The sequence below is a fragment of the Ruegeria sp. C8 genome (genome assembly GCF_056537565.1).
Window position 1 is genome coordinate 23990 of record NZ_JBQFRV010000020.1, and the last position, 17167, is coordinate 41156.

A 17167-nucleotide genomic window follows, 5' to 3' on the forward strand; every position below is an offset into this window, starting at 1 on the left:
AACCGGGGCGCCCGGAATGATTGACCCGCCGCAGATTCGCTGGTATCCAGTTATTGAACACTTGTTCATTAATGCTGAGAGGAGAGCGTCAATGTTCATGGCGAGTATGCAATTCGATCTGGGCGAGGACGTGAATGCGCTGCGCGAAATGGTGCATCGTTGGGCGCAGGAGCGGGTCAAGCCGATGGCGGCCGAGGTCGATGCGTCGAACGCGTTCCCCAATGAGCTTTGGACCGAGATGGGCGCGCTGGGCCTGTTGGGCGTGACCGTGCCCGAGGAATATGGTGGCGCTGACATGTCTTATCTGGCCCATACCATCGCGATCGAGGAGATCGCGCGGGCCTCGGCCTCGGTCTCTCTATCCTATGGTGCGCATTCCAACCTCTGCGTGAACCAGATCAAGCTGAACGGCACGGAAGAGCAAAAGCAGAAATACCTGCCGCGCCTGATCTCGGGCGAACATGTGGGCGCGCTTGCGATGTCCGAACCCTCGGCTGGATCGGATGTGGTTTCGATGAAGCTGCGCGCCGAGAAGCGCAATGATCATTACCGCCTGAACGGGAACAAGTATTGGATCACCAATGGGCCGGACGCGGATACTCTGGTGGTCTACGCCAAGACCGACCCGGATGCGGGATCCAAAGGGATCACCGCGTTTCTGATCGAGAAAGAGATGACGGGATTCTCGACCTCACCTCATTTCGACAAGCTTGGGATGCGCGGGTCCAACACCGCCGAGCTGATCTTTGAAGATGTCGAAGTACCGTTTGAGAATGTTCTGGGCGAAGAGGGCAAGGGTGTTGCCGTTCTGATGTCCGGGCTCGACTATGAACGCGTTGTGCTGGCCGGGATCGGAACCGGCATCATGGCAGCCTGTCTGGATGAAATCATGCCCTATCTGGCTGAACGCAAGCAGTTCGGCAAACCCATCGGCATGTTCCAACTGATGCAAGGCAAAATCGCGGATATGTACACCGCGATGAACTCGGCCCGTGCTTACGTGTATGAGGTCGCCAAGGCGTGCGACCGTGGGGATGTGACTCGTCAGGACGCGGCGGCGTGCTGCCTCTATGCCTCTGAGGCTGCGATGACGCAGGCACATCAGGCCGTACAGGCGATGGGTGGGGCGGGGTTCTTGTCGGACGCTCCGGTCAGCCGGATCTTCCGGGATGCCAAGCTGATGGAGATCGGGGCCGGGACCAGCGAAATCCGCCGCATGCTAATCGGTCGCGAATTGATGGGCGAAATGCTGGGGTAAGAAATCGCCCCGCAGCCGAGGGAACTGCGGGGCGTTTCGATCAAAGGATCAGAAGCGATGGACGTAGGATACGCCGACCAGCCAAGGATCGATTTCCGCGGTACCGATATCGGCACCGTTCAGTTTGACATCCGAGTCGATATCGAACCAACGCACGTTCAAACGGACAGCGCCTTGTTCAGTGATCTGATAGTCCAAACCAGCCTGAAGCGACAAACCGAACGAGTTGTCCAGTTCCAGGTCGCCCAGCGGAGAGCTTTCTTCAAAGAAGATAGTGTAGTTGAGGCCTGCGCCGACATAGGGCTTCCAAGCGCTGTTGGTCGGGAAGTGGTAGTTCAGCGACAAGGTGGGGGGCAGGTGCTTGGTGCTGCCGGCGTCGGTGCTGCCTCCCAAGGTGATATCGTGTTCAAACGGCGTGGAGGCCAGCAATTCGATACCCAGGTTGTCCCGGATGAAGTATTCGACGGTAAAGATCGGACGGGTGTCGTCGTCGACCTCGGCGTCAAAACCGGCCAGCGTTCCGTTGTCAGATTTAGGGTCCAGGTAGCCGACACCGAAACCAACGGTCCAGTCACCTTGCGATTGGGCGAGTGCGGGGCCAGCCAGCGCGACCAGCGCGGTGGAGAGGGTCAAAGCGGCGAGTTTATTGGTCATTGTTCTGCCTTTGGTTCAGTTGATGACCGCTGTTTTGCACGGGCGCTGCCTGCGCTCTCTGATCTGAGTCAAATTTGCGTGAGCGCACCCGGCAAGTGTGACATAACTGCAGGTCCCGAAAATAAAGGAAAATTTTGATGTCAGGCGATCTGCGCATACCGGGTTTGCGCTCGGCGGGTGGCTGGGATGTCCCCGATCGGCTGAACATGGCGCGCCAGTGTCTGAACCATCCGCCCGAACAGGTCGCCTTGGTCGATCTGACCGAGGGCGAGGAGCGGCCGGTAACTTACGGTCAACTGCACGAGATGGTCGATGGGCTTGCGCGGGCGCTCTTGCCCAAGGTCGAGACCGGTGACCGGGTTGGCGTTTTGCTCAGCCAGTCTCCGTGGTGTGCCGCAGCGCATCTGGCGATCTGGAAGATCGGTGCGATCTCTGTGCCTCTGTTCAAGCTGTTCAAACGGGACGCGCTGCGCTCCCGCGTGGCGGATGCCGGGGCAGGGATCGTACTGACGGATGCCGAGGGCGCCGGGCTGCTGGGTGATCTGGCCGAGCCTATAATCGCCCCTGAGGTCGCCCAGCCCGGCCCAGAGCTGCCCTTTGCGGATACCGGCCCCGAAGACCCCGCCGTGCTGATCTATACGTCGGGCACAACCGGCAGCCCCAAGGGTGCTCTGCACGGGCACCGCGTACTGACCGGCCATCTGCCCGGCGTTTCGATCAGTCATAATCACCTGCGCGCGGGGGATTGCCTCTGGACTCCGGCGGATTGGGCCTGGATTGGAGGGCTGTTCGATGTCCTGATGCCGGGCCTGGCGCTGGGCATCCCCGTGGTGGCCACCCGGCTGGACAAATTCACTCCCGAGGCCTGCGCCGATGTGATCGCGCGCGGCGGCGTGCGCAATGTGTTCTTCCCTCCGACCGCGCTGCGGATGCTGAAAGCTGCGGATCAGAGCATTCCCGGCCTGCGTTCGGTCGCGTCAGGGGGCGAGCCTCTGGGCGCCGAGATGCTGGCGTGGGGGCAACAGGCCTTTGGACTGACGATCAACGAGTTCTACGGCCAGACCGAATGCAACATGGTCGTCTCGTCCTGTGCCGAGGATTTCCCGGTGCGCCCCGGCTGTATCGGCAAACCGGTACCAGGCCATGAGGTCGCGGTGATTGGAGAGGACGGCGTACCCACGACCGAAGAGGGCGATGTGGCTGTACGGCGCGGCTCGGCCCCGATGCTGCTGGAATACTGGAACCGGCCCGCGGCGACGGCTGAGAAATTCCGGGGCGACTGGCTGATTACAGGAGACCGAGGCGTGTGGGAGGGCGAGTATCTGCGCTTCGTCGGGCGCGATGATGACGTGATCACCTCAGCCGGATACCGCATCGGCCCGGCTGAGATCGAGGATTGCCTACTGACCCACCCGGCTGTGGCAACGGTCGGCGTGGTCGGCAAGCCCGACCCGCTGCGAACCGAGATCGTGAAGGCCTATGTGGTTTTGAAACCGGGGGCCGAGGCCTCGGGGCCGGAGTTGCAAGATTGGGTCAAGGACCGTCTGGCGCAGTACTCCTATCCGCGAGAGGTGGCGTTTCTGGACGAGTTGCCGATGACGGTGACGGGGAAGGTGATCCGCAAGGAATTGAAGGCGCGGGCGGCTGGGGAGGTTTCCAGATGACACTCCCATTTGACTTCGCGCGTGATACCTCTGTCCTTCCGCAAGCGGTCGCTATCGAGTGCCCGAATTGTCAAAAACCTGCGCGTTTCGTTCCAGCAGAATTAGAAGTCAGCACGAAGGGCTCTGTTGGCAAAGCGCTTGGAAAAGATGTCTTGATCGTGAAGGCAGATCGACCCAAACGAAACTATGCGAATTGGCATCGCGAACATTCGCTGACTTTCGTCGGCCTTGGCGGTACAGACATTCATTCGTCGAGTGCGTTGTATCCGGTGGGCATGTATCGGCACGTTCTGAATTCACTTCATGGCACTTCAATATGCGGCCACTGCCATTCGCCCAGAAAAACCAAACTCAGCTGGCCTCGGGACGCCTTTTACCAACTGAGTTACTCCGGTCGGTTGCTTTGGTTTTACGACCGACAACACGTTGTGGCGATGCTTGAACTGCTGGGTGGAAAGACATCGGTAAACCACCCTTGGCGATATTGGTTCGACAGAAAGCTGCCGACGGTTTTCAAGACCGCCCGTGCCCGCCGACAATTGCCCGCGAAACTAAAGAGGATGCTGCGCGCATGAAACTCACATCCAAAGCCATGCCCGCCTCTGTGGGCTTCAAAGCCAACCGAGCAGCCCATCTCGACGCGCTGGCGCAAATCTCGACCGCGGCGGAAGCAGCCCGGATGGGAGGCGGTGAGAAATCTCGCGCGCGGCACGTCTCTCGGGGCAAGATGCTTCCCAGACGCAGGGTAGCGAACCTGCTCGATCCGGGGTCTCCGTTTCTGGAAATCGGCGCGACGGCGGCGCATGAGATGTATGGGGACGCCGCGCCTTGTGCCGGGGTCATTGCAGGAATTGGCCGGGTGCACGGGCAAGAGGTCATGGTGGTCTGCAACGACGCCACTGTGAAGGGCGGCACATACTACCCGATGACGGTCAAGAAACACCTCCGCGCGCAGGAGATTGCTGAGGAAAACCATCTGCCCTGTATCTATCTGGTCGACAGCGGTGGTGCGAACCTGCCCAATCAGGATGAGGTCTTCCCGGATCGCGACCACTTTGGCCGCATCTTTTACAACCAAGCGCGTATGAGCGCGAAAGGGATCGCGCAGATCGCCGTGGTTATGGGGTCGTGCACGGCCGGCGGGGCTTATGTGCCCGCGATGTCGGATGTCTCGATCATCGTGAAGGAGCAAGGCACGATTTTTCTGGCCGGGCCGCCTCTGGTGAAAGCTGCGACCGGAGAGGTTGTCAGCGCCGAGGATTTGGGCGGCGGCGACGTCCATACCCGTCTGTCCGGTGTGGCAGACTATCTGGCCGAGGATGACGCCCACGCGCTGGCATTGGCGCGACGGGCTGTTGGCTCGCTGAACATGCGCAAGCCGCAGACGGTCGATTGGGCCAGCCCGGAGGACCCAGCTTATGACCCCGAGGAAATCCTCGGCGTTGTTCCCGCTGACCTGCGTACGCCCTACGACATCCGAGAGGTGATCGCGCGTTTGGTCGACGGCTCTCGGTTCGATGAGTTCAAGCCGCGCTTTGGCGAGACGCTGGTGACCGGCTTTGCCCATGTCAAAGGCTGCCCGGTTGGAATCATCGCCAATAACGGCGTGCTGTTTTCCGAAGCCGCGCAGAAGGGCGCGCATTTTGTTGAGCTATGTTCTCAGCGTCGCATCCCGCTGGTGTTCCTGCAGAACATCACCGGCTTTATGGTCGGTCGCAAATACGAGAACGAAGGCATCGCGCGGCATGGGGCCAAGATGGTGACGGCGGTGGCGACAACCTCGGTGCCGAAGATCACGATGCTTGTCGGAGGGTCCTTCGGGGCCGGAAACTATGGCATGGCGGGTCGGGCCTATCAGCCTCGGTTCCTGTGGACCTGGCCGAATTCACGGATTTCCGTGATGGGCGGAGAGCAGGCGGCAGGCGTTCTGGCCACTGTCAAGCGTGACGGGATCGAACGGCAGGGCGGGACCTGGTCGGCCGAGGAGGAGGCCGAATTCAAACGCCCGACTTTGGATATGTTCGAGGAGCAGTCTCATCCGCTCTATGCCTCGGCTCGGTTGTGGGACGATGGCATCATCGACCCACGCAAATCGCGCGATGTCCTGGCATTGTCTCTGAGTGCCGCCTTGAACGCCCCGATCGAGGAAACGCGTTTCGGCGTGTTCAGGATGTAATTGCCCAATGGACACACATTTCACGAAATTGAACGAAGATTGGAACGCGGATCCGAATGCGCCGATGCCTGCGGTTGCAAAAGCAGGTTGTGATCTCTGGCTACGGTTTTGCCCAAATGAGTGGTTGAACCCATCGCATCTGGCACGAGGGCACTTGTATATCCGGTTTGTTGGTTGTCAGCGATTTCGTTTCACGTCGATCAATGATCACGGGTGGTTCGGTGGGCAGTGCAGTTTCAGCAAAGTGGCGCCAGCTTGGGGAGAGTTTTACGAGGTGGATGGCGACTTTAGGGAAGGTCAGGACGAGACACCTTGGACCATAATGTCGACCAGGTCTGATCCTGCGAGAAACTTTCTGTTCTATTTCCGCGATGAAGCTTTCGAATGCACTGCATCCTCTTGGAGCCTAAGCACCGAATGCTCGTCTGGTTCTATCTTCGAAGAGGCGGTTTGCCATGTTCAGTAAAATCCTAATCGCAAACCGTGGCGAGATTGCTTGTCGGGTCATTGAAACCGCTCAGAAAATGGGTGTGTCCTGTGTGGCTGTGTATTCGGATGCGGATGCCTCGGCAAAGCATGTGCAGATGGCAGATGAGGCGGTGCATATTGGTGCGGCCGCTCCGGCGAAGAGCTATCTGAAGGGAGATGTGATCATCCAGGCGGTGCTCGAGACCGGGGCGCAGGCGATCCATCCCGGCTATGGGTTTCTGTCCGAGAATCCAGATTTCGTGGATGCGGTTGAGGCCGCGGGGCTTACATTCATTGGTCCCTCGGCGGATGCGATCCGCAAGATGGGCCTCAAGGATGCGGCCAAGGCTTTGATGGAGGACGCAGGCGTTCCCGTTGTGCCGGGATATCACGGTGACAATCAGGACCCCGCTCATCTGGCCGAGGCAGCCGCGGCCATTGGCTATCCCGTGCTGATCAAGGCGGTTGCAGGCGGCGGCGGCAAAGGTATGCGGTTGGTCGAGACTCCCGAAGCGTTCTCGGACGCTTTGGACAGTGCGCGCGGTGAGGCAAAGACCGCCTTTGGCAATGATGCGGTTCTGGTCGAAAAATTCGTAGCCAAACCTCGGCATATCGAAGTTCAGGTCTTTGGCGATGGCACCCATGCGGTGCATCTGTTTGAGCGGGACTGCTCGCTGCAACGGCGACATCAGAAGGTGATCGAAGAGGCTCCGGCCCCTGGCATGACACCCGAGATGCGCGAGGCGATGGGGCAGGCCGGTGTGCGTGCGGCAGAGGCGATTGGCTACAAAGGGGCCGGGACGGTTGAGTTCATCGTCGACGCGTCCGAAGGGCTGCGGCCGGATCGCTTCTGGTTCATGGAAATGAACACGCGCCTTCAGGTTGAACATCCGGTGACCGAGGCGATCACGGGCGTTGATCTGGTCGAATGGCAGTTGCGCGTTGCCGCGGGTGAGAGCCTGCCGAAGCAGCAGAATGACCTGTCGATCAACGGTCACGCGTTTGAGGCGCGGCTTTATGCCGAGGATGTGCCCAAGGGCTTTTTGCCCGCAACGGGAACTCTGACCCATCTGCGATTTCCGCCTGAGTGCCGCGCGGACAGTGGCGTGCGGGCGGGGGATACGATCAGCCCCTGGTATGATCCGATGATCGCCAAGGTCGTCGTGCATGGCCCGACCCGCGCGGTCGCGCTGGAAAGCCTGCATCGCGCTCTGCGCCAGACCGAGGTTGCCGGGACGGTGACCAATCTGGCCTTCCTTGGCGCTCTGACGCGCCATGGTGGTTTTGCCTCGGGCGATGTGGATACGGGTCTGATCGCGCGCGATCTTGAGGATCTGGTCCAAGCGGCGGACGCGAGCAATGCCTCCGTGGTGGCTGCGGCGATGACAGCGCTGGGGCTGACGGAGACAACGTCAGAGACAGGCTTCACCCTGTGGGGGCCGTTGCACCGGGCCGTACAGCTGATGCGCGAGGGCGAAGTTCTTGATCTGGATGTTCAGGTCGAAAGCCCGCACCGGCAGGTCTGGACCGTGGATGATGCGCAGGTGATTGCGCAGCACAATGGTGGTTGGGTCGTTGATGGACAACGCATGCCCCATGTCGGCGTCGCTGGGCCTCAGATCACGGTGTTTGAAGACTATGGGCAGGTGTTCGAAATCGTTGACCCCTTGGATCGCGATGCCAGCGCTGCCGGAGATACCAACGTGATCGAGGCGCCGATGCCGGGTCTGGTCAAGGCCGTCTTTGCCTCGGCAGGGCAAGCGGTGAAAGAGGGCGACCGGCTGGCGATTCTGGAAGCCATGAAGATGGAGCATTCACTGCTTGCGGCGCGCGACGGTGTGGTGGCCGAGGTGTTGGCCGACGCAGGCGCTCAGGTTGAGGCCGGGGCGGCACTCGTTCGCTTGGCTGAGGATTGATCTGTTCGGGCCGTGCATTGCGTGGCACAGTCAGACCATCCGTATGTAAAACGAAAAGAAGCCGGGAAGGGATGCGCTGATGAAAGAACGGGTCGAGATATTCGAGGTCGGGCCAAGGGATGGGCTTCAGAACGAAAAGCGCGAGATTCCGGTGGCCGAGAAGGTGGCGCTGGTCGATTGCCTGAGCCGCGCCGGGTTCAATCGAATTGAGGTGGCCAGTTTCGTATCTCCCAAATGGGTGCCGCAGATGGCAGGAAGCGGAGCGGTTCTGGCTGGGATCAAACGGGCCGAGGGCGTGCGCTACGCGGCGCTGACGCCGAACATGCGCGGCTATGAAGGCGCGCTGGCGGCCAAAGCGGATGAGATCGCAGTGTTTGCATCAGCCTCCGAGGGGTTTTCGAAAGCCAACATCAACGCGACCATCGCGGAATCCATCGAACGATTCGTGCCGATCCTTGAGGCTGCGCGTCATATCGACCTGCCGGTCCGGGGATATGTCTCATGCGTGACCGATTGCCCATATGATGGTCCGACCCCACCCGAAAAAGTGGCTGAGGTCGCGGACGCTCTGTTCGCGCATGGGTGCTATGAGATTTCGCTGGGCGACACGATCGGGCAGGGAACCCCGGACAAGATTGCGCATATGCTGCTGGCGGTGCGCGACAGAGTGCCCGTTACCCGGCTTGCGGGCCATTTCCACAACACCAACGGGCGGGCGATGGACAATATTGATGCCTCGCTGGCGCTGGGCGTGCGGGTGTTTGATGCTGCGGTCGGTGGTTTGGGGGGATGCCCCTATGCACCCGGCGCGGCTGGCAATGTCGCGACCGAAGCCGTCGCCGCCCATCTGGAGCGGCTGGGATATGAGACCGGTCTGGACGCAGCAGTTTTGGACGAAGCCGCGCAGATGGCGCAGGCAATGAGAGGCTGACATGTTTGAAACGATTGCGGTCGTCACAGATGACCGGGGTGTTGCGACGCTGACCCTGTCGCGCGCCGAAAAGCACAATGCCATGTCGGCGCAGATGATTAGCGAATTGACCCAGGCAGCGGTGCAACTGGGCTGCGACGAGGCGGTGCGCGTTGCTGTGTTGACCGGTTCTGGCAAGAGCTTCTGCGCCGGGGGCGATCTGGGGTGGATGCGCGATCAGATGGCGGCGGATGCCGAGACCCGATTTACCGAGGCGCGCAAGCTGGCGGAAATGCTGCAGGCGCTGAACGAGATGCCCAAACCTCTGATTGGTGCATTGCAAGGCAACGCGTTTGGCGGTGGTGTCGGGCTGGCCTCGGTCTGCGATGTGGCAGTGGGCGTTGACACCCTGAAAATGGGCCTGACCGAGACCCGGCTGGGCCTGATCCCGGCGACGATTGGGCCTTACGTAATCGCGCGGATGGGTGAGGCCCGCGCGCGGCGTGTTTTCATGTCGGCGCGTTTGTTTGACGCGGCTGAGGCGGTGGAGCTTGGACTGTTGGCAAAAGCGGTGCCAGCCGATCAACTCATGCGCGCTGTCGAGGATGAAATCACCCCCTACCTGTCCTGTGCGCCGGGGGCTGTGGCGTCGGCTAAGGCCTTGGTTCAAAACCTCGGCCCGCGTCTTGACGACAGTGTGATTGACCATACCATCCAAGCGTTGGTCGCCCGATGGGAAACGCTGGAAGCACGCGAAGGCATCGAAGCATTCTTTGAAAAACGTAACCCCAAGTGGAACAACAAAGATTAACTTGGGGCGTCTATTGTCCGCTGAGGCGAAATCGGGGTGATTCCCGAAGGTCTGTCAAGGGGATGAATGACGTGGTGCGCGCTTGTGTTCGGTTGACCCTCTGACCGCGTGGGGCTAGAGAAAGTCGAGTCAACACGCCAATTGACGGCGCCCTCCGAAAGGAGATGCGCAGGAAAGGAGCTAGACGTGGAAGACCTGCTGCGGGAGTATCTCCCTATTCTGGTGTTTCTGGCCGTAGCCATCGGCCTGGGAATTGTCCTGATTCTGGCAGCTGTCGTTCTGGCAGTTCGCAACCCCGATCCCGAAAAAGTCAGCGCCTATGAATGCGGCTTCAACGCGTTTGATGACGCCCGTATGAAGTTCGATGTGCGCTTCTATCTGGTTTCGATCCTTTTCATCATTTTCGACCTCGAGATTGCTTTCCTGTTCCCTTGGGCGGTGGGCTTTAAGGACATCAGCGATGTGGGATTTTGGTCGATGATGGTCTTCCTGGGCGTTTTGACCATCGGCTTTGCCTATGAATGGAAGAAGGGGGCCCTAGAATGGGAGTGATGACGGGTGCAAATACCGCCGGCGTCGACAAAGAAGTCGCCACCCAGGCCCTCAATGCCGAGCTGCAGGACAAAGGCTTCCTGCTGACCTCGACCGAAGACATCATAAATTGGGCGCGGACCGGGTCTTTGCATTGGATGACCTTTGGTCTGGCCTGCTGCGCAGTTGAGATGATGCATACCTCGATGCCGCGCTATGACGCGGAACGGTTTGGCATCGCACCGCGTGCCTCGCCGCGCCAGTCCGACGTGATGATTGTGGCCGGGACGTTGACCAACAAGATGGCTCCGGCGCTGCGCAAGGTCTACGACCAGATGCCCGAGCCACGCTATGTGATCTCGATGGGGTCCTGTGCGAATGGTGGCGGCTACTACCACTATTCCTATTCTGTCGTGCGCGGTTGTGACCGTATCGTTCCGGTAGACATTTATGTCCCGGGCTGCCCTCCGACCGCTGAGGCGCTGCTCTACGGCTTGATGCAGCTGCAACGCAAAATTCGCCGCACCGGCACGATCGTGCGCTAAGGGAGAGGGCGGATGAGCGAAGCACTCAAGGAACTCGGTACGCATCTGGAGCTGAAACGGTCCGACTGTGTGTTGTCCTGGGATGTCACCCATGGTGAGCTGAATGTGGATGTGGCGCCGTCGAACCTCGTCGAATTCATCGAATTCCTCAAAAGCGACCGATCCTGCCAGTTCTCGACGCTGATCGATATCACGGGCGTTGATTACCCCGAACGCGCCAAGCGGTTCGACGTGGTCTATCACTTCCTGTCGATGTATCAGAACCAACGCATTCGTCTGCGGGTCTCCATTCGGGAAGAAGACATGGTACCCTCGATCGCTGATACGCATCCCTCGGCCAACTGGTTCGAGCGTGAGGTATTCGACATGTTCGGCATCCTGTTCTCGGGCCATCCTGACCTGCGGCGCATCCTGACCGACTATGGCTTCCGTGGCTATCCGCTGCGCAAGGATTTCCCGACCACCGGCTACACCGAAGTGCGATATGACGAGGCGCAGAAACGCGTCGTTTATGAACCCGTTTCGCTGGTGCAGGAATATCGCCAATTTGATTTCATGTCTCCGTGGGAGGGTGCGAACTATATCCTGCCCGGGGACGAGAAACCGGAGGCCGAATGATGGGCACGCTATTTTGGCTGATCTGTGCACTGACTGCCGTACCCATGCTGAAGCTGTTGCCGCATTTTGGGATCAACAAGTATTGGGCCTTTGCGTGCATCGTTCCGATTGGTGTCCCGATTTTGGCCTGGCTTATGGCCATGAAACTGCAAGAGATGGAGCGCCGCTGAGATGATTGGGGAACTCATCTTTCTGGGTGCGCTGGGTGTTTTGCTGACCGGGGCTGCCGCAAAGGCGGCTGAGGCGGAAAAGGTTAGGGTGCGGGCCGAAGCAAAGAAGAAACGGGGGCGGTGATGGACGGCTCAAGATATGATGACGGCAGTACGGACGCGCTAAGCGGCGAACAGAAGATCCGCAATTTCAACATCAACTTCGGACCGCAACACCCTGCCGCGCATGGAGTTTTGCGTTTGGTGCTTGAGCTGGACGGAGAGATCGTAGAGCGCTGCGATCCGCATATCGGTCTGCTGCACCGTGGCACCGAAAAGCTGATGGAAAGCCGGACGTATCTTCAGAACCTGCCGTATTTCGACCGTCTGGATTACGTGGCACCGATGAACCAGGAACATGCCTGGTGTCTGGCGATTGAGAAATTGACTGGGGTTGAAGTGCCGCGCCGGGGCTCGCTGATCCGGGTTCTGTATTCCGAGATCGGGCGTATCCTGAACCACCTGCTGAACGTGACCACACAGGCGATGGATGTGGGCGCTCTGACTCCGCCGCTGTGGGGCTTTGAAGAGCGCGAAAAGCTGATGGTGTTCTATGAGCGCGCCTGTGGTGCCCGCCTGCACGCCGCCTATTTCCGCCCCGGCGGCGTCCATCAGGACCTGCCGCCCGAACTGCTGGACGATATCGAGGCCTGGAGCCACGAATTCCCCGCCGTTCTCGACGACATCGACGGGTTGTTGACCGAAAACCGCATCTTCAAACAGCGCAACGCCGATATTGGCGTCGTGACCGAGGATGACATTCAGAAATACGGCTTCTCTGGCGTTATGGTCCGTGGCTCGGGCCTCGCATGGGACCTGCGCCGTGCGCAGCCCTATGAGTGCTACGACGAGTTCGATTTCCAGATCCCTGTCGGTAAGAATGGCGACTGCTATGACCGTTATCTCTGCCGCATGGAAGAGATGCGTCAGTCGCTGCTGATCATCCGTCAGGCCATTGCCAAGATCCGCGACTGCCCGGGCGACGTTTTGGCACGCGGCAAGATCACCCCGCCGAAACGCTCTGACATGAAGACCTCGATGGAGAGCCTGATCCATCATTTCAAACTGTATACCGAAGGCTTCCACGTCCCCGCAGGCGAGGTCTACGTGGCCGTCGAGGCCCCCAAGGGCGAGTTTGGCGTCTATCTCGTTGCCGACGGCACCAACAAACCCTACCGCGCCAAACTCCGCGCACCGGGTTTCCTGCATCTGCAAGCCATGGATCACGTCGCCAAAGGCCACCAACTGGCGGACGTCGCTGCCATTATCGGTACCATGGACGTCGTATTTGGAGAGATTGACCGCTAATGCTCCGCCGTCTTCATCCCGAACAACCTGATAGCTTTGCCTTCACCGCTGCCAACCAGAAATGGGCCGAAGCGCAGATCACCAAATACCCTGAGGGCCGCCAAGCCAGTGCGGTGATCCCTCTGCTTTGGCGCGCGCAAGAGCAGGAGGGCTGGCTGTCCCGCCCGGCAATTGAATCCGTCGCCGACATGCTGGGCATGGCCTATATTCGCGTGCTCGAGGTCGCCTCGTTCTACTTCATGTTCCAACTGCAGCCGGTCGGCTCTGTGGCGCATATTCAGGTGTGTGGCACGACCTCATGCATGATTTGCGGTGCCGAGGATCTTATTGCGGTCTGCAAGGAAAAGATCGCAGCCAAGCCACACGTGCTATCCGCCGATGGCAAGCTGAGCTGGGAAGAGGTGGAATGCCTCGGGTCCTGTACGAATGCCCCGATGGCGCAGATTGGCAAGGATTACTACGAAGACCTGACCGCCGAGAGTTTTGGCAAGATCATTGACGATCTGGCTGCGGGCAAGGTGCCCACGCCTGGCCCTCAGAACGGGCGATATGCGGCTGAGCCTTTGAAAGGCCTCAGCAGCCTAACCGAACATGACGCTGGAAAGCCGGAACACAATGCCAGCGTGGCCTTGGCGGCCGAACTAGGCGATACGGTCAAGCGGATCGACGGGACTGAGGTTCCGATCCTCACGCCTTGGCTGGGGAAAGACGGCAAACAGGCTGGGGCATCGGCGGCGGCGAAACCGCCCAAAGCGCCCGAGCCACCGAAACCTGCCGTCAAACAGGCCGCTGAGGCCAAAGCGAAAGAAGTCGAGGAAGATAAACCCCGAACGCTGACCGAGGCGCGTGGGGGTCTGCCGGATGACCTCAAGATGCTCAAAGGTGTGGGGCCGAAGCTGGAAAAGACGCTGAACGAGCTGGGCTTTTTCCACTATGATCAGATCGCAGCCTGGACGCCCGAGCACGTGGCCTGGGTGGATGCGCGCCTGAAGTTCAAGGGCCGGATCGAACGCGATGGCTGGATTGAGCAAGCGGCCAAGCTGGCCGTTGGGGATGAGACCGAATTCGCCAAACGTGCCAAGGAAGACGGCACTTACGAAGACTAAACGCCCCTGTAAGGGCTCAAGGACGAGATGGACAAGGACAAAGAACAAGCCATAGCCCGCAAGGGTCGACATATCGGCATCGTCATCGCCGTGACGATGGTGATTTGGCTTGGCATGACTTTGTTCATCGGCCCCGCGATTGGAATGCCGGGGCGCTATGCGCTGCTATTTGATTTCGCCGCTTTGGCCGGGTTCATCTATGCAGGCGTCAACATATTTCAACTCTGGCGCATGCGTCAGGACAGCTGAGGGTAACACGCGATGCTGAAGGATCAGGACCGGATCTTTACCAACATCTACGGGATGCACGAGCGTACTCTGCGCGGCGCGCAGGCCCGAGGGCATTGGGATGGCACCGCTGGTCTGATCGAAAAGGGCCGGGATTGGATCATCCAGACGATGAAAGACTCGGGCCTACGTGGGCGCGGTGGCGCGGGCTTCCCAACTGGCCTGAAATGGTCGTTCATGCCAAAAGAGAGCGACGGGCGCCCGTCTTATCTGGTCGTGAATGCGGACGAATCCGAACCGGGCACCTGCAAAGACCGTGAGATCATGCGCCACGATCCGCATACGCTGATCGAAGGCTGCCTGATCGCCTCTTTCGCAATGAATGCGCATACCTGCTACATCTACCTGCGCGGCGAATATATCCGCGAACGTGAGGCGTTGCAGGCCGCGATTGATGAGGCTTATGACGCCGGGTTGTTGGGCAAGAACGCGGCTGGTTCGGGCTGGGATTTCGACATCTTCCTGCATCACGGCGCGGGCGCTTACATCTGCGGCGAAGAAACTGCGCTTATCGAAAGCCTTGAGGGCAAGAAGGGCATGCCACGCATGAAGCCTCCGTTCCCGGCGGGGGCTGGCCTCTATGGCTGCCCGACCACGGTGAACAACGTGGAGTCCATCGCCGTTGTACCGACCATCCTGCGCCGGGGCGCGGATTGGTTCGCGGGCTTTGGTCGTCAGAATAATGCGGGCACCAAGCTGTTTGCAATCTCGGGCCATGTGAACAACCCTTGCGTCGTTGAAGAGGCGATGTCGATCCCGTTCGAGCAGCTGATCGAAACCCATTGCGGAGGCATTCGTGGCGGCTGGGATAACCTATTGGCCGTCATTCCGGGTGGATCGTCCGTTCCTTGCGTGCGCGGTGAGAATATGCGCGATGCGATCATGGATTTCGACTACCTGCGAGGTGAGCTGGGTTCGGGCCTTGGGACGGCGGCGGTGATCGTGATGGACAAGTCCACCGACATCATCAAGGCGATCTGGCGGCTGTCGAAATTCTACAAGCACGAAAGCTGCGGCCAGTGTACACCCTGCCGCGAAGGCACCGGCTGGATGATGCGGGTGATGGACCGCCTTGTGCGCGGCGAGGCCGAGTTGGAAGAGATCGACATGCTGTTTGACGTGACCAAACAGGTCGAAGGCCACACGATCTGCGCCTTGGGCGATGCGGCGGCCTGGCCGATTCAGGGCCTGATCCGCAATTTCCGCGAAGAGATAGAGGACCGCATCAAGGCACAGAAATCAGGCCGCATGGGGGCGATGGCAGCGGAATGATCAGGCAGCCTGACGGATATCATCTGGCCGAACTGAATATTGGCCGCCTGCTGGCCCCGACGGATGACCCTCGGGTGGCTGAGTTCATGGCCAATCTCGACAAGGTCAATGGCTTGGGCAAGCGGATGCCGGGCTTTGTGTGGATGATGGAAGGCTCGGGTGAGCCGGGAACCGGGAATACGGAAAACGCGATTGGGGGCGATCCTCAATTTGTTGCCAACCTGACGGTCTGGGAAGATGTCGCGAGCTTTGAGACATTTGTCTGGGGCACCATACACAAACAGTTTTACGACCGCCGTCAGGAGTGGTTTGAACTGCTGGGGGATCAGCATTTCGTTATGTGGTGGGTGCCCGCGGGGCACCAGCCGGATCTGGATGAAGCCATGGCGCGGCTGGAGCGTCTGCGCCAGGAAGGTCCAAGTGAACACGCCTTTGGATGGGCGGATTTGAAACAAGCAAGCAAGTGGCGCGACAATCGTTGCGCTCAGGTCGCAGCGGAGTGAGCGGGATGACACACCATTCTGATCGCGCGCGCAGCCGCCCAGATGCCAGCCATCTGACAGGAATAAACAAAGTGAAGACTATGAAACTCTCAACCTTGGCTGGCCTTGCAGGGCTTGTGCTGATCTCGGGTTGCACCGTCACCTCGTCCAAGGATCGTGTGTTGTTTGACGGGCAGTTTTTCCGCGCCAAAGCCAAGTCAGTCGACAAGCGCAACACCCCGACCGAGTTCACTGTAGTCGTGAACAACGTGTCAGCATCGCTTGACGGCGCGCGTGAGGCTGGCCGGTTCGAAGGCACCAAATTCTGCATCCAGAACTTCGGCTCGTCGCGTATTGTCTGGAAGGTTGGCCCGGATACCGAACCGCAGAACCTGCGCATCAGCGACGACAAACTGACTTTTGCGGGAACCTGCCAAAGACCATGAGGCTGTTTTCCGCATATCACGGCAGGGCCAGCGGTCTGTTATTGCATAGCAGACAGGGCGACACCCATCTTGGTCGATCCAAGATGAAAGGACCTGTCATGTCTTATGCGAAAACACTTGCCATCGGTCTTGCGCTGATGATCCCAGCGATCGCCGAGGCCAAGCCGCCTCTGCGTGAGGTGAAACAGATTGACAATGAACTGTACTACATTGCGGTCGCGAAAGAGATTTCGGACTATTGCCCCTCGATCAGCGGGCGGAAGCTGAAAGCGATCAACGTGATGTGGGGACTGCGGTCCGAGGCGAACAGCCTCGGCTACTCGGACCAAGAGATCCGGGCCTATGTCGAGTCTGACGCCGAAAAAGACCGGATGCGCGCCAAGGGTGAGGCTTATCTAGCCTCCAACGGCGTGACCTACGAGAACCCGAATTCCTTCTGCACGTTGGGACGGAAGGAAATCGACAGAAACAGCGCCATCGGCGTTTATTTGAGGGCGAACTGACG

General features: G+C 59.6%; 20 protein-coding genes. 19 read left to right on the top strand and 1 reads right to left on the bottom strand.

The window, feature by feature from the left end:
- Positions 1–91: 91 nt before the first annotated feature.
- Positions 92–1258 (top strand): isovaleryl-CoA dehydrogenase, encoded by a 1167-nt coding sequence (locus ACR0KL_RS19975; RefSeq protein ID WP_170678517.1) that lies wholly within the window; start codon positions 92–94, stop codon positions 1256–1258.
- A 48-nt stretch (positions 1259–1306) separates the two neighbouring features.
- On the opposite strand, the gene ACR0KL_RS19980 is transcribed toward ACR0KL_RS19975, so the two are convergent.
- Entirely contained in the window at positions 1307–1912 is a 606-nt protein-coding gene (locus ACR0KL_RS19980; RefSeq protein ID WP_170375109.1) for an OmpW/AlkL family protein, read from the bottom strand.
- 137 nt (positions 1913–2049) lie between these two features.
- On the opposite strand from ACR0KL_RS19980, the gene ACR0KL_RS19985 reads away from it, so the two are divergent.
- From ACR0KL_RS19985 to ACR0KL_RS20070, 18 genes are all read left to right on the top strand, one after another.
- The gene (locus ACR0KL_RS19985) at positions 2050–3576 is read left to right on the top strand and encodes an AMP-binding protein (protein ID WP_480777427.1); all 1527 of its coding nucleotides are present in this window, start codon (positions 2050–2052) and stop codon (positions 3574–3576) included.
- Positions 3573–4151, top strand: a complete 579-nt coding sequence (locus tag ACR0KL_RS19990; protein ID WP_170678521.1) for a hypothetical protein — start codon at positions 3573–3575, stop codon at positions 4149–4151. Before ACR0KL_RS19985 ends, ACR0KL_RS19990 begins: the two co-directional genes overlap by 4 nt.
- A complete protein-coding gene (locus tag ACR0KL_RS19995; protein WP_170678523.1) occupies positions 4148–5752 on the top strand; it encodes a carboxyl transferase domain-containing protein in 1605 nt (534 codons plus the stop codon). The genes ACR0KL_RS19990 and ACR0KL_RS19995 overlap by 4 nt, the downstream gene beginning before the upstream one ends.
- Positions 5753–6207: 455 nt before the next feature.
- On the top strand, positions 6208–8136 hold the full coding sequence (locus ACR0KL_RS20000; protein ID WP_480777428.1) for an acetyl/propionyl/methylcrotonyl-CoA carboxylase subunit alpha: 1929 nt from the start codon (positions 6208–6210) through the stop codon (positions 8134–8136).
- Positions 8137–8215: 79 nt separating this feature from the next.
- The gene (locus ACR0KL_RS20005) at positions 8216–9067 is read left to right on the top strand and encodes a hydroxymethylglutaryl-CoA lyase (RefSeq protein WP_170678527.1); all 852 of its coding nucleotides are present in this window, start codon (positions 8216–8218) and stop codon (positions 9065–9067) included.
- 1 nt (position 9068) lies between these two features.
- The gene (locus tag ACR0KL_RS20010) at positions 9069–9857 is read left to right on the top strand and encodes a crotonase/enoyl-CoA hydratase family protein (protein WP_480777429.1); all 789 of its coding nucleotides are present in this window, start codon (positions 9069–9071) and stop codon (positions 9855–9857) included.
- A 186-nt stretch (positions 9858–10043) separates the two neighbouring features.
- Complete coding sequence (locus ACR0KL_RS20015; protein WP_170375125.1) at positions 10044–10409, top strand: NADH-quinone oxidoreductase subunit A; 366 nt, start codon at positions 10044–10046, stop codon at positions 10407–10409.
- On the top strand, positions 10400–10933 hold the full coding sequence (locus tag ACR0KL_RS20020) for a NuoB/complex I 20 kDa subunit family protein (protein WP_037307875.1): 534 nt from the start codon (positions 10400–10402) through the stop codon (positions 10931–10933). The genes ACR0KL_RS20015 and ACR0KL_RS20020 overlap by 10 nt, the downstream gene beginning before the upstream one ends.
- A 12-nt stretch (positions 10934–10945) precedes the next feature.
- The gene (locus ACR0KL_RS20025; RefSeq protein WP_170678530.1) at positions 10946–11551 is read left to right on the top strand and encodes an NADH-quinone oxidoreductase subunit C; all 606 of its coding nucleotides are present in this window, start codon (positions 10946–10948) and stop codon (positions 11549–11551) included.
- Positions 11551–11721: a hypothetical protein gene (locus ACR0KL_RS20030; protein ID WP_170637081.1), complete on the top strand. Its 171-nt coding sequence runs from the start codon at positions 11551–11553 to the stop codon at positions 11719–11721. Before ACR0KL_RS20025 ends, ACR0KL_RS20030 begins: the two co-directional genes overlap by 1 nt.
- A gap of 1 nt (position 11722) precedes the next feature.
- Positions 11723–11845, top strand: a complete 123-nt coding sequence (locus ACR0KL_RS20035) for a hypothetical protein (RefSeq protein WP_480554911.1) — start codon at positions 11723–11725, stop codon at positions 11843–11845.
- Positions 11845–13068: an NADH-quinone oxidoreductase subunit D gene (locus ACR0KL_RS20040; protein WP_170678532.1), complete on the top strand. Its 1224-nt coding sequence runs from the start codon at positions 11845–11847 to the stop codon at positions 13066–13068. Before ACR0KL_RS20035 ends, ACR0KL_RS20040 begins: the two co-directional genes overlap by 1 nt.
- Positions 13068–14174, top strand: a complete 1107-nt coding sequence (gene nuoE / locus ACR0KL_RS20045; protein ID WP_170678534.1) for an NADH-quinone oxidoreductase subunit NuoE — start codon at positions 13068–13070, stop codon at positions 14172–14174. The genes ACR0KL_RS20040 and nuoE overlap by 1 nt, the downstream gene beginning before the upstream one ends.
- A gap of 27 nt (positions 14175–14201) precedes the next feature.
- Positions 14202–14423 (top strand): DUF5337 domain-containing protein, encoded by a 222-nt coding sequence (locus ACR0KL_RS20050; RefSeq protein WP_170678536.1) that lies wholly within the window; start codon positions 14202–14204, stop codon positions 14421–14423.
- 12 nt (positions 14424–14435) lie between these two features.
- Positions 14436–15734 (top strand): NADH-quinone oxidoreductase subunit NuoF, encoded by a 1299-nt coding sequence (gene nuoF, locus ACR0KL_RS20055; RefSeq protein WP_170461087.1) that lies wholly within the window; start codon positions 14436–14438, stop codon positions 15732–15734.
- The gene (locus tag ACR0KL_RS20060; RefSeq protein ID WP_170678538.1) at positions 15731–16237 is read left to right on the top strand and encodes a DUF3291 domain-containing protein; all 507 of its coding nucleotides are present in this window, start codon (positions 15731–15733) and stop codon (positions 16235–16237) included. The genes nuoF and ACR0KL_RS20060 overlap by 4 nt, the downstream gene beginning before the upstream one ends.
- Positions 16238–16317: 80 nt before the next feature.
- A complete protein-coding gene (locus tag ACR0KL_RS20065; RefSeq protein WP_480777430.1) occupies positions 16318–16662 on the top strand; it encodes a hypothetical protein in 345 nt (114 codons plus the stop codon).
- Positions 16663–16760: 98 nt separating this feature from the next.
- Complete coding sequence (locus ACR0KL_RS20070) at positions 16761–17165, top strand: DUF5333 domain-containing protein (RefSeq protein ID WP_419738285.1); 405 nt, start codon at positions 16761–16763, stop codon at positions 17163–17165.
- The last annotated feature ends 2 nt before the right edge of the window (positions 17166–17167 follow it).

Coding starts and splice junctions, on each gene's coding strand:
- ACR0KL_RS19975 (WP_170678517.1), top strand. CDS start 92: ATGTTCATGGCGAGTATGCAATTCGATCTGGGCGAGGACGTGAATGCG.
- ACR0KL_RS19980 (WP_170375109.1), bottom strand. CDS start 1,912: ATGACCAATAAACTCGCCGCTTTGACCCTCTCCACCGCGCTGGTCGCG.
- ACR0KL_RS19985 (WP_480777427.1), top strand. CDS start 2,050: ATGTCAGGCGATCTGCGCATACCGGGTTTGCGCTCGGCGGGTGGCTGG.
- ACR0KL_RS19990 (WP_170678521.1), top strand. CDS start 3,573: ATGACACTCCCATTTGACTTCGCGCGTGATACCTCTGTCCTTCCGCAA.
- ACR0KL_RS19995 (WP_170678523.1), top strand. CDS start 4,148: ATGAAACTCACATCCAAAGCCATGCCCGCCTCTGTGGGCTTCAAAGCC.
- ACR0KL_RS20000 (WP_480777428.1), top strand. CDS start 6,208: ATGTTCAGTAAAATCCTAATCGCAAACCGTGGCGAGATTGCTTGTCGG.
- ACR0KL_RS20005 (WP_170678527.1), top strand. CDS start 8,216: ATGAAAGAACGGGTCGAGATATTCGAGGTCGGGCCAAGGGATGGGCTT.
- ACR0KL_RS20010 (WP_480777429.1), top strand. CDS start 9,069: ATGTTTGAAACGATTGCGGTCGTCACAGATGACCGGGGTGTTGCGACG.
- ACR0KL_RS20020 (WP_037307875.1), top strand. CDS start 10,400: ATGGGAGTGATGACGGGTGCAAATACCGCCGGCGTCGACAAAGAAGTC.
- ACR0KL_RS20025 (WP_170678530.1), top strand. CDS start 10,946: ATGAGCGAAGCACTCAAGGAACTCGGTACGCATCTGGAGCTGAAACGG.
- ACR0KL_RS20030 (WP_170637081.1), top strand. CDS start 11,551: ATGGGCACGCTATTTTGGCTGATCTGTGCACTGACTGCCGTACCCATG.
- ACR0KL_RS20035 (WP_480554911.1), top strand. CDS start 11,723: ATGATTGGGGAACTCATCTTTCTGGGTGCGCTGGGTGTTTTGCTGACC.
- ACR0KL_RS20040 (WP_170678532.1), top strand. CDS start 11,845: ATGGACGGCTCAAGATATGATGACGGCAGTACGGACGCGCTAAGCGGC.
- nuoE (WP_170678534.1), top strand. CDS start 13,068: ATGCTCCGCCGTCTTCATCCCGAACAACCTGATAGCTTTGCCTTCACC.
- ACR0KL_RS20050 (WP_170678536.1), top strand. CDS start 14,202: ATGGACAAGGACAAAGAACAAGCCATAGCCCGCAAGGGTCGACATATC.
- nuoF (WP_170461087.1), top strand. CDS start 14,436: ATGCTGAAGGATCAGGACCGGATCTTTACCAACATCTACGGGATGCAC.
- ACR0KL_RS20060 (WP_170678538.1), top strand. CDS start 15,731: ATGATCAGGCAGCCTGACGGATATCATCTGGCCGAACTGAATATTGGC.
- ACR0KL_RS20065 (WP_480777430.1), top strand. CDS start 16,318: ATGAAACTCTCAACCTTGGCTGGCCTTGCAGGGCTTGTGCTGATCTCG.
- ACR0KL_RS20070 (WP_419738285.1), top strand. CDS start 16,761: ATGTCTTATGCGAAAACACTTGCCATCGGTCTTGCGCTGATGATCCCA.